Origin of the sequence: Erythrobacter alti, from assembly GCF_037996805.1 — a bacterium.
Classification (GTDB): Bacteria; Pseudomonadota; Alphaproteobacteria; order Sphingomonadales; family Sphingomonadaceae; genus Alteraurantiacibacter; species Alteraurantiacibacter alti.
This window is the reverse complement of record NZ_JBBNAX010000005.1, coordinates 154,317-165,621: the sequence shown is the minus strand read 5'-3', so window position 1 is coordinate 165,621 and position 11,305 is coordinate 154,317. Positions and strand designations below refer to the sequence as shown.

The following is an 11,305-nucleotide window of genomic DNA, read 5'->3' as shown; positions in this document are numbered from 1 at the left end:
TTATGATGCCGCGAATCCAGCGTTAAAAACGTTGCGTACCCGGACCATGCGACGCGGCGTTTGCTGCGCTGAGCAAGGCGCGGACGCCTGCGGTTGCCACGTCTTCGTCCACGCCGACGCCCCAGCCAGTCTCCCCGTCAGGCGTTGCAAACTCGATATAGGCCGCGGCGCGCGAATCGACGCCTGTGCCCAGCGCGTGCTCGGAGTAGTCGGTTACTTCGAAATCGAGACCGAACGTCTCGCGCAAGGTTGCCAGCACGGACGAGATCAACCCTTTTCCGCGTCCCGATACACGCTGCGCCTCACCATCAACTTCGACCCTGCCGGTGAAGATGCGCGTGCCATCGGACGCGCGGCTTTCTTCGTAATCGACCAGTGCAAAGCGGCGCTTGTCGACCTGCAGGTAATAGGCCTTGCGGAAACAGTCCCAGATGTCGGCGGCGTTGAGCTCGCGGCCGAGTTCGTCGGCCATGAATTGCACGTGGCGCGAGAAACTGGCTTGCAGACGCTTGGGCAACTTAAGGCCCTGATCCTGTTGCAAGACCCATGCAAAACCGCCTTTGCCGCTTTGCGAATTGACGCGAATTACCGCTTCATAATTGCGGCCAAGGTCCGCAGGGTCGATCGGCAGGTAGGGAACACGCCAATGCGTGTCATTCTGCTGTTCGTTCGCCTCGAAACCCTTCTTGATGGCATCCTGGTGGCTGCCGGAAAACGCAGTGAACACCAGTTCGCCGCCGTAAGGGTGGCGTTCGTGCACCGGCAATTCGTTGCAGTATTCGACAGTTTCAATCACCCGGTCGATGTCGGAGAAATCAAGACCCGGATCGATCCCCTGCGTGTACATATTGAGCGCCACAGTGACGAGGCAGCAATTGCCCGTCCGCTCACCATTGCCGAACAGGCACCCTTCGACGCGATCAGCGCCGGCCATCAGGCCGAGTTCCGCCGCTGCAACGCCGGTGCCGCGATCATTATGCGTGTGCAGGCTGATTATCGCAGCCTCGCGATTGGGCAGGTTACGGCAGAAATATTCGATCTGGTCAGCGTAAATATTTGGTGTTGCCGCTTCCACGGTAGCAGGCAGGTTGAGGATGATCGGCCATTCCTTTGTCGGGCCGACAACATTCATTACCGCCTCGCAAACCTCGAGGCTGAAATCGAGTTCGGCGGTCGAGAAGGTTTCGGGTGAATATTCGAAATGCCATTTCGTATCGGGACGTTTGGCAGCTTCGTCGACCAGCATTTGCGCGCCCTTGACGGCAATTTCGCGCACTTCGTCCCGGCTCATGCGGAAAACGATGTCGCGCCATGCCGGGCTAAGCGCATTGTACAAATGGACGATGGCCGAATGCGCGCCTTCAAGACTTTCGAAGCTGCGCTTGATCAGATCTTCGCGCGACTGGGTGAGGACCTGCACCACCACGTCTTCCGGCACTTTGCCGCTCGTCACCAACCAGCTGATGAAATCGAACTCAGTCTGACCCGCTGCGGGAAAGCCGACTTCGATTTCCTTGACGCCGACATCTACGAGCAGGTCGAAAAAGCGGGTCTTCTTTGCCCGGTCCATCGGGTCGATAATCGACTGGTTGCCATCGCGGAGGTCTGTGGAAAGCCAGCGGGGCGGGGCAGTGATCGTGCGTGTGGGCCATTGCCGGTCGGGCAAGTCGACCTGCGGAAATGGGCGGTACTTCGCGGACGGGTTGGAAAGCATTGGCATCGGGTAACAGCCTTGTTCGACTCAGGCGCGCTCGGCAAGTCGCCTTGCGCATTATTGGTGGTGCGATGTGGAAGCCCTTAGGCGAGTTCCCTGCATCCGGGCAGGGCAACGGGCACGCCTAAGGGCGTGTAAGTCGAAGCAGGGTTAGGCTGTAAGCCGTGCTCATGGTCGTGATGCTAGTCCGTAATGGTTAACAGGTCCAGATTGGAAATCACGCGTAAGCGATTTTTCGGTTTGAGGGCGACCCGCTGAAGGTTCAGGGCTCGCGGAGAATTTTCTCCATGGCTTTGCCCCTCGCCAGTTCATCGATCATTTTGTCGAGGTAGCGGATTTCCCGCATGAGCGTTTCCTCCACCTCTTCCACGCGGACCCCGCACACGACACCTGTCACCAGTTCGCGCGCGGGGTTCATCTTGGGTGCCTGATCGAAGAAAGCCCTGAAATCGCGCTCGTCTTCAATGGCTTCGGCAAGTCCTGCTGCATCGTATCCGGTCAGCCAATGAATGATTTCATCAACCTCCGATTTGCTTCGCCCCTTTTTCTCAGCCTTCGTCACATAGAGCGGATAAACCTTGGCGAAGCTCATTGAATAGACGCGATGTTCGGCCATGTCTGCTCCGTCAGTTCTTGTCCTTGTCCACCAGCTTGTTGGCGGTGATCCACGGCATCATAGCACGAAGCTGCGCGCCGGTCTTCTCGATCGGATGTTCTTCCTGACGCTTGCGCGCGGCTTTCATCTCCGGATTGCCAATAGCATTGTCGAGCATGAAGCGCTGCACGAACTTACCGCGCTGGATGTCGTCCAGAACGCGCTTCATTTCCGCCTTGGTTTCATCGGTGATGACGCGCGGGCCGGTGTGATAATCGCCGTATTCCGCTGTGTTGCTGATCGAATAGCGCATGTTCGCGATGCCGCCTTCATATAGCAGGTCGACGATGAGCTTGGTCTCGTGGAGGCATTCGAAATAAGCCATTTCCGGCGCGTATCCGGCTTCCACGAGCGTCTCGAACCCGGCCATGATGAGATGGGTGATACCGCCGCACAGGACAGCCTGCTCACCAAACAGGTCGGTTTCGCACTCTTCCTTGAAATCGGTCTCGATGATGCCGCTGCGTCCGCCGCCAACACCGCTGGCGTAGGCGAGGGCCACATCATGGGCATTGCCGGTCACGTCTTGGTGGATCGCGATCAGGCACGGCACGCCGCCACCCTTCTGGTATTCGCTGCGCACGGTGTGGCCGGGGCCTTTCGGAGCGATCATGATCACGTCGATATCGTCGGTCGGCTCGATCAGGCCGAAATGCACGTTCAGGCCATGCGCGAAAGCGAGTGCGGCGCCCGGCTTCATCTTGCCCTTGAGGTCATCCGCCCAGATCTTCGCCTGATGTTCATCGGGTGCGAGGACCATCAGAATGTCCGCCTGCTTCGCCGCTTCCTCATTGCTGAGAACCGTAAAACCTGCGTCCTGTGCCTTCTTGGCAGTGGCGGAGCCTTCGCGCAGCGCGATGGAGACATCCTTCACACCGCTGTCGCGCAGGTTTTGCGCATGGGCATGGCCCTGGCTGCCATAGCCGAGCACGACAATCTTCTTGTCGGTGATTAGGTTGAGATCGGCGTCGGCGTCGTAATAGACTTTCATGTGTCGTCCTATTGAGTCTGGGTCGTGTAGTAGGCGAGGAGCACCAGCCCCCCGATGATGGTTATGAGCGGCCAGCCGAGATGCTGTCCGCGCGTGAAAATTCCGTCAGTAACGCCAGCGATAAAGTGCGCTGCGCCGATCCCGAAGATCAGCCATGGTGCATTGATGTCGCCATAGGCCGCAAGGGCGAGAACCGCAGCGATTCCCAGCCAGAGCGCGGTGGTCCAGTGCCAGGCGAAGCGCGTGACCTGCCGTGCGAGCGGGTGTTGCATAAGCGGAACATCGCTCGCCAGCAGCGGCGCGATAAGGCGCTGCTCGCCCAGCACGGAATGGAGTGCAGCTGTAATCACGGCCAGCGCTGCGGCCATCAACAGCAGAAAACTCGGGTTGAGATATTCCATTACGATCCTTCGCTTCCGCGCATCATGCCAACCACGCCGGAACGTCCGACCTCGACCAGTCCCAGCCCGCGCATGAGCACGATAAAGCTGTCGATCTTGTCCGACGAACCTGTCAGTTCGAAAACGAAGCTTTCGGGCGTTGTGTCGATGACATTGGCGCGGAAAACTTCGGCGGTACGTAGCGCCTCGACGCGCATTTCGCCGATGCCGTTGACCTTTACCAGCGCAAGCTCGCGTTCGACATGCGGCCCTTCTTCGGTCAAATCTATCACGCGGTGAACCGGCACCAGCCGTTCCAGCTGCGCCATGATCTGGTCGATCACCTGCGGCGGACCGCGGGTGACGATGGTGATCCGGCTGATGGCGTGATCTTCGGAGATATCGGCCACGGTCAGGCTGTCGATATTATAGCCGCGCGCGGTGAACAGGCCAGTGATCTTGGCAAGAATGCCTGGTTCATTGTCCACGACCACGGTGAGCACATGCCGCTCGGCTTCGCGATGTTCGATTTTCATGTCCTGATGGCCCCTACACCAAAGCCTTGGCTTCGTCGTCCATGCTGCCTTCGACCATGTCGCCATAGAGCAGCATTTCCGTGTGCGCCGCGCCCGACGGGATCATCGGGAAGCAGTTGGCGTCCTTGGACACCTGGCAATCGACGACTACCGGCCCATCATACGCCAGCATTTCCTCGATCCCGGCGTCCAGACCGGCTTCCTCGGTAATCCGGATGCCTTTCCAGCCATAGCTTTCAGCCAGCCTCACGAAGTCGGGCAGACTATCGGAATAGCTGTTCGAATAGCGGCTCTCGTAGGTCAGTTCCTGCCACTGGCGAACCATGCCCATGTATTCATTGTTGAGGATGAACACCTTGACCGGAAGGCGGAACTGGCTGGCAGTGCCAAGCTCCTGGATGTTCATCTGGATGCTGGCTTCACCGGCGATATCGATCACCAGGCTATCCGGATTGCCCAATTGAGCACCGATGGCGGCAGGCAGACCATAGCCCATCGTGCCGAGGCCACCGCTTGTGAGCCACTTGTTCGGTCCCATGAAGCCAAAATATTGCGCCGCCCACATCTGGTGCTGTCCGACCTCTGTCGTGATGATCGGGTCGCGGTCTTTTGTCAGCGCAAACAGCCGCTCGACCGCCAGTTGCGGCATGATCGCGTCGGACTTTTCAGGGTAGGCGAGGCTATTGCGCGCTTTCCAGCCGGTTATGCGCGCCTTCCATTCGCCGAGATCGCGCGAATGGCGATCTCCCCAGCCGGCAATCAGCTGTTCGAGCACTTTGCCGCAATCGCCGATGATGCCCAGATCGACCGGAACCACCTTGTTGATGCTGGCGCGATCGATGTCGATGTGGATTTTCTTCGAGTTCGGAGCGAAGGCGTCGAGCCGTCCGGTGACTCGGTCATCGAAGCGTGCTCCCACGCAAACCATCACATCGCACTGGTTCATTGCCATATTGGCTTCGAAAGTGCCGTGCATCCCGAGCATACCCAGCCAATCGGGATGATCGGCGGGAAAGGCGCCAAGTCCCATCAGTGTCGAGGTAAGCGGTGCGCCGGTCAATCGCTGGAACTGGCGCAGCAATTCGCTCGCTTCGGGGCCGGAATTGATGACTCCGCCGCCGGTGTAGAGAATGGGACGCTCGGCATTGGCGATCAACTCGACAGCTTCGGCTATCTCGTCTGCCGCGCCAACACTGCGGGGGAGGTAGCGTTTGCGCCGTTCCGCCGGTCCATCGGACATGGACGCGGTGGCAATCTGCACATTCTTGGGAATGTCGATGACCACAGGGCCAGGGCGCCCGGTTGTAGCAATTTCGAAGGCTTCTTCGATAGTTGCCGCAAGCTCTTCAGGATCTTTGACAAGATAGTTGTGCTTGGAGCAATGACGGGTAAGGCCAACCGTATCGGCCTCTTGGAAAGCATCTGTCCCGATCAGGTTTGTCGGCACCTGGCCGGTAATCACGACCAGCGGGATGGAATCCATGAAAGCATCGGCAATACCGGTGATCGCATTGGTTGCGCCGGGGCCGGAAGTGACGAGCACAACACCGGGCTTGCCGGTCGAGCGAGCATATCCTTCCGCAGCATGGGCCGCACCAGCTTCGTGCCGGACGAGGATGTGGCGAACGCGCTTGTCGGAAAACAATTCATCGTAGATCGGCAGCACTGCGCCGCCGGGATAGCCGAAAACGAACTCGACTCCCTGCCGCACGAGGCTTTCCACCAATATCGCCGCGCCGCTGCGCTCTTCAGACACGTCATGCTCCTGTTGTGGCCAAACGCCAGAAAAAGCTGACCCGGCAAGATCGCTCTCACCGGGCCTGCATTCCCCATTACCAAGGTGGCGTTAGGGGGCATAAAATGTCCTGTCAACCAATATCAGGGAAATAAAATATCAAAATTGGTTCTCAAGTCGACATCTTCTGGCTTGATGCGGACCCAATCATTCGGCAGCTGATTGCGCAGCCAGGTGAATTGCCGCTTGGCGTAATTTCGCGTGGCTTGCTGCCCTTTCGCAAGCGCATCCTCACGCGTCCATTCGCCGCGCAGCCATCCGGCAATCTCAGTTACCCCGATTGCGCGCATCACTGGCAAGTCGGGTGACAGATCGCGGGCAAGCAGGGCCTCCACTTCCCCGACCGCGCCATTATCAACCATCATCGCAAAGCGCCCATCGCAGCGGGCAAACACGGCATCGCGATCTGGCAAGAGAACCAGCGGCGCGAGTGAGATCTCGTCTGCAATCCCGCCTTCCTTTATCTCCTGCCATTCGGCGAGAGTTCGCCCTGTGGAGCGCACCACTTCAAGCGCACGCGCAATACGCTGGCTGTCACTCGGATGGAGCAGGTCCGCTCGTGCTGCATCCTCGTCCAGAAGTGCGGTGTAGGCTTCCGTCGTCGACAGGGCTCGCACGCTTTCCCGCACATCAGGGGCGATTGCGGGGATTGGTGCAATCCCCTCCAGCAAGGTGCGGATATAGAGACCAGTGCCGCCAACGATGATCGGCACAGCGTCTGCCGCGTGCGCCTCTGCGATTTCGCGCTTCGCCGCGCTTGCCCAGTCTGCAGCCGAACAGGCTTTCGAACCATCCCACGCGCCGAAGAGGCGGTGCGGCACACCACCCATCTCCGCCGCAGTCGGGCGGGCGGACAGGATTTGCAGGTCGGCATAAACCTGCGCGCTGTCGGCATTGATGACTACGGCTGGGCGATCAAGCGCTTGTGCCAGCCTTACTGCCAGATCGCTCTTGCCGCTGGCGGTTGGCCCTGCAATGAGCGCGACCTGATTATTCGCAGGAGTATCTGAATTGCTCATCACCCGGCTGATAGCAGAGCCTTCCTCACTCGAGAAAGCCCTCGATGGGCTAACCGTCGCATTGGCTGACACGAGCGTGCCGGTCGCCCACGCGGCCATGCTCGATTTCTGCGGCGATGTCCTGCAAATCGAGAGCCCGGGTGATGACATGGAGGCATTGCGCGCTGCGCTCGACGTCCATTTCCCGGAAAGCGATGCGATTGTCTCACGCGATGTTATCCAGGTTCCGCATGTGTTCGTCTCCGACATGGATTCGACCATGATCGGGCAGGAATGCATCGACGAACTGGCTGACTTTGCGGGTCTCAAGGACAAGGTTGCGGAGATCACAGAACGTGCGATGCAGGGGGAACTCAACTTTGAAGCTGCGCTGCGCGAAAGGGTCGACCTGCTTTCAGGCCTCGGCGAAGAAGCTATCGACCAATGCCTAGCCGAACGGATCCGCCCGACAGCGGGTGCGCGCGTGCTGGTCGAAACGCTCAAATCACGCGGTTGCCGGACGGCGCTGGTGACGGGCGGGTTTCACCATTTCGCTGATGTGGTTGCGGATCAGCTCGGGTTCGAGCGCACAATCGGCAACAGGCTGGAAGTCGCAGGTGGAAAGCTGACCGGTGGCCTTGTCGGGGACATCAGCGACAGCTCGACCAAGCGCGCCGTCTTGCTCGAGGAAGTTGCGGCTAAGGGCGACAATGTCGTCAGCATGGCGGCGGGTGACGGTGCAAACGACATCCCGATGATTGAGGCGGCGACCTACGGCATCGCCTTTCGTGCCAAGCCCAAGGCGCGCGCGGCGGCAAATGGCTGGGTAGAGCGCGGCGACCTCACAAGCTTGCTCAAGCTGCTCGACATTCCGGAGAAAGATTGGGTTTCGTAATGACCAAGATACCCGACGGCTTTTCCGAAATGCGCTCTTACGGCGCGTTCCATGAACTGATCGGGCCTCTTTATTGGGCGAAACGAGGCGAGAATATCGTTGTGGGCGTGCATTTCGACGAGCGGCACGGGAATGCCGTCGGATCGCTCCACGGCGGAATGCTGATGGCGCTGGTCGACACGGCGCTAACGCTGGCCGCCGGGAGGGCAGCACCGAAGGGCCAATATGCGGTGACGCAAGGCATCAGTGCCGATTTCCTGTCACCAGCAATGCAGGGTGATTGGGTAGAGGCAGAAGCCGAAGTGCTGCGCGCTGGTCGGTCAACAATCAGTCTCGATTGCCGCGTTCGCAAGCGCAGCGCGAAAGGCAAACTGCTCATGCGAGCAAGTGGAACGTTTCACGTGATCGCGGCGCAATAGCGCCTAAAGCCAGCTCGAAATCTGATCGAGCGGCTTCTTCCTGATCGCGTGGTCAGGCACTGTCGCGTTTTCGCCCGGGAGGCCCGCCACGACGATCATCAGCGGCTTTTCGTTCTTCGGGCGACCGCAAAGGTCGCGCAGGAATCCCATGGGTGAGGGCGTGTGTGTCAATGTCGCCAAGCCGGCCTCGTGGAGCGTGCTGATGAGCATTCCGCACGCGATGCCGACACTCTCGTTGACGTAGTAGTTCTGCGTCTCGCCATCTTCCTCGATCCCGCCAGTGCGCTGGGCGAAACACACGATGAGATAGGGTGCAGTTTCAAGAAACGGCTTATTCGCGTCGGTGCCTATGGGGGCGAGGGCGCCCAGCCATTCTGCACTCGCCTTGGGCTTGTCACCATCCTCGCCGTAGAACCGACGTTCTTCTGCCTCGGCAGCTTCGCGTACAGCGCGCTTCTTGTCCGGCGATTGGATGACAGTGAAGTGCCATGGCTGGTGATTGGCACCATTGGGCGCAGTTCCCGCGGCGCGAATTGCGAATTCAATGATTTCGCGAGGCACCGGCGTGTCGGCAAATTCACGGCAGGAATGGCGGGTTTTCAGCTGTTCATAAGCCGCCTTGGCGAGCGCCACCCGTTCTTCCTCCGTATATGCAGGCAGAGCGGGGAAGGGATGGTGCTTTTCGCTCAAGCTTCCATCCATTCCTTGAAGAAACTGCGGTGGGCGGCGCGCATCTTCTCCACCGAGACGCCGAGCAAGCTGTCGCCACCGGTCGTGCCGATGCGTGTGAAGCCAACTGCGGCTGTCTGGTCATCGATAGTGCCTTTCGCGAGTGTTTCGTTGAGTGCGACTGTATCGGGCACGGTGACCACGTAGCGGCCCTGGTCTTCACCAAACCACCACTGCGCGGCCGTGAAACCTTCGCCCACCTCGACATCGGCACCAATGCCGCTTGCCATCGCCATCTCGGCAAGAGCAATCGCAAGCCCGCCATCGGAGATATCGTGCACGGCGCTGACCAGGCCATCGGCAATAAGTTCGCGGATGATACCCCCTGCTGCCTTCTCCAGGGTCAAGTCTGTCGGCGGTGTGCGGCCTTCGTCGCGTCCGTGAATCTCGGACAGCCAGAGCGATTTGCCCAAATGCGAGCGTTCCGGATCGGGCGTGGCCCAATCTTCCGACGAAATCAGGTAAATCGTTTCGCCAGCAGCCTTGAACGGCATGGTCATCATATGCTCGTAGTCATCGATGATGCCGACACCGCCGATGGCCGGTGTGGGCAGGATGGCAGAGCCGCCGCCGGTCGCCTTGCTTTCGTTGTAAAGCGAGACATTGCCGCTGACGATGGGGAAATCGAGATATTTGCAGGCCTTCCCCATGCCTTCGAGCGCATGGACGAATTGCGCCATGATTTCGGGACGCTGCGGATTGGCGAAGTTGAGGCAGTTGGTCACCGCCAGAGGACGCGCGCCCACGGCGCAGAGATTGCGATAAGCCTCTGCGATGGCCTGCTTGCCGCCTTCATAGGGATCGGCGTGGACATAGCGCGGGGTGCAATCGGTGCTGATCGCCAGAGCTTTCTTGGTGCCATGAACGCGCACGACACCAGCGTCACCGCCAGTCTGCAAGGTATCCGCGCCAACCTGGCTGTCGTATTGCTCTGCAATCCAGCTGCGCGAGGAGAGGTTGGGGCTGGCGAGCAGCTTGAGCAGATCGGCACCTGCATTAGCGGTGTCGGGCCGGTCGGACATCGGGGCGATGCCTGCCCATTCGGTATATTCCTCGCGACTCAAATAGGGCCGGTCATATTCGGGAGCATCGGCGGCGAGCGGGCCAAGGGGGATGTCGCAAACGACCTCGCCATCGAATTCGAGCACCATGTGCTGCGTGTCGGTGACTTCGCCGATGACCGCGAAATCCAGCTCCCACTTTTCGAAAATGGCCTGCGCCATGGCTTCCTTGCCCGGCTTGAGTACCATGAGCATCCGCTCTTGGCTCTCGCTAAGCATCATTTCGTATGGCGTCATGCCATCCTCGCGGCACGGTACCATGTTCATGTCGAGCCGGATGCCGGCCTTGCCATTTGTCGCCATCTCCACGCTGGAAGAAGTCAGACCAGCCGCGCCCATGTCCTGGATGGCCACAATCGCGTCTGTCGCCATCAGTTCGAGACAGGCTTCGATCAGCAGTTTCTCGGTGAAGGGATCACCCACCTGCACGGTCGGGCGCTTGGCGTCTGCATCTTCCTCGAAATCCGCGCTCGCCATGGTGGCGCCGTGAATACCGTCGCGGCCGGTCTTGGAACCGACATAGACGATCGGGTTCCCGACACCCGTGGCGGCGGAGTAGAAGATCTTGTCCGTATCCGCGACGCCAACTGTCATTGCATTGACGAGGATGTTGCCGTCGTAGGCCGGGTGAAAATTGGTTTCGCCACAAACGGTCGGTACGCCGACGCAATTGCCATATCCGCCAATGCCCGCGACGACACCCTGCACCAGATGTTTCATCTTGGGGTGATCGGGCCGCCCGAAGCGCAGCGCGTTGGCATTGGCCACCGGGCGCGCGCCCATTGTGAAGACATCGCGCAGGATGCCGCCCACGCCCGTTGCCGCGCCCTGATAGGGTTCGATATAGGAGGGGTGGTTGTGGCTCTCCATCTTGAAGATCGCGGCCTGACCGTCACCGATATCGATGACGCCGGCATTCTCGCCCGGGCCGCAGATTACCCACGGTGCCTCGGTCGGCAGCTTCTTCAGGTGGAGGCGACTCGACTTGTACGAGCAATGCTCCGACCACATGACCGAAAAGATGCCGAGCTCGACAAGATTGGGTTCGCGACCCAGGGCGTGGAGCACGCGGTCGTATTCTTCGTCTGAAAGCCCGTGCTGGGCGACGACTTCAGGAGTGATTTCTGACATG

11 protein-coding genes are annotated in these 11,305 nt (G+C 59.7%); 2 read left to right on the top strand and 9 right to left on the bottom strand.

Annotated elements, in window-relative coordinates; genetic code table 11:
* Positions 1-22 precede the first annotated feature (22 nt).
* The 7 genes from leuA to miaA form a co-directional block, all read right to left on the bottom strand.
* Positions 23-1,720, bottom strand: a complete 1,698-nt coding sequence (leuA, locus tag AAC850_RS06200; protein ID WP_340587812.1) for a 2-isopropylmalate synthase — start codon at positions 1,718-1,720, stop codon at positions 23-25.
* A gap of 256 nt (positions 1,721-1,976) precedes the next feature.
* Positions 1,977-2,306 (bottom strand): DUF2200 domain-containing protein, encoded by a 330-nt coding sequence (locus AAC850_RS06195; RefSeq protein ID WP_340587811.1) that lies wholly within the window; start codon positions 2,304-2,306, stop codon positions 1,977-1,979.
* 34 nt (positions 2,307-2,340) lie between these two features.
* On the bottom strand, positions 2,341-3,360 hold the full coding sequence (gene ilvC, locus AAC850_RS06190; RefSeq protein WP_340587810.1) for a ketol-acid reductoisomerase: 1,020 nt from the start codon (positions 3,358-3,360) through the stop codon (positions 2,341-2,343).
* Between the two features lie 8 nt (positions 3,361-3,368).
* Positions 3,369-3,761: a hypothetical protein gene (locus AAC850_RS06185; RefSeq protein WP_340587809.1), complete on the bottom strand. Its 393-nt coding sequence runs from the start codon at positions 3,759-3,761 to the stop codon at positions 3,369-3,371.
* Positions 3,761-4,276 carry an acetolactate synthase small subunit gene (gene ilvN / locus AAC850_RS06180; RefSeq protein WP_340587808.1) on the bottom strand — a complete coding sequence of 172 codons (516 nt, stop codon included), beginning with the start codon at positions 4,274-4,276 and terminating at the stop codon, positions 3,761-3,763. Before ilvN ends, AAC850_RS06185 begins: the two co-directional genes overlap by 1 nt.
* 13 nt (positions 4,277-4,289) lie before the next feature.
* The gene (gene ilvB, locus AAC850_RS06175) at positions 4,290-6,032 is read right to left on the bottom strand and encodes a biosynthetic-type acetolactate synthase large subunit (RefSeq protein WP_340587807.1); all 1,743 of its coding nucleotides are present in this window, start codon (positions 6,030-6,032) and stop codon (positions 4,290-4,292) included.
* Positions 6,033-6,154: 122 nt separating this feature from the next.
* A complete protein-coding gene (gene miaA, locus AAC850_RS06170) occupies positions 6,155-7,090 on the bottom strand; it encodes a tRNA (adenosine(37)-N6)-dimethylallyltransferase MiaA (protein ID WP_340587806.1) in 936 nt (311 codons plus the stop codon).
* Between miaA and serB the strand changes: the two genes are divergently transcribed.
* Together serB and AAC850_RS06160 are read left to right on the top strand one after the other, a co-directional pair.
* On the top strand, positions 7,083-7,964 hold the full coding sequence (gene serB, locus AAC850_RS06165) for a phosphoserine phosphatase SerB (protein WP_422723179.1): 882 nt from the start codon (positions 7,083-7,085) through the stop codon (positions 7,962-7,964). The genes miaA and serB overlap by 8 nt on opposite strands.
* On the top strand, positions 7,964-8,383 hold the full coding sequence (locus AAC850_RS06160) for a PaaI family thioesterase (RefSeq protein WP_340587805.1): 420 nt from the start codon (positions 7,964-7,966) through the stop codon (positions 8,381-8,383). The genes serB and AAC850_RS06160 overlap by 1 nt, the downstream gene beginning before the upstream one ends.
* A gap of 3 nt (positions 8,384-8,386) precedes the next feature.
* Here AAC850_RS06160 and AAC850_RS06155 read toward each other — a convergent pair whose 3' ends face one another.
* A complete protein-coding gene (locus AAC850_RS06155; protein WP_340587804.1) occupies positions 8,387-9,073 on the bottom strand; it encodes a nitroreductase family protein in 687 nt (228 codons plus the stop codon).
* The gene (gene purL, locus AAC850_RS06150; RefSeq protein WP_340587803.1) at positions 9,070-11,304 is read right to left on the bottom strand and encodes a phosphoribosylformylglycinamidine synthase subunit PurL; all 2,235 of its coding nucleotides are present in this window, start codon (positions 11,302-11,304) and stop codon (positions 9,070-9,072) included. The genes AAC850_RS06155 and purL overlap by 4 nt, the downstream gene beginning before the upstream one ends.
* Between the last annotated feature and the right edge of the window lies 1 nt (position 11,305).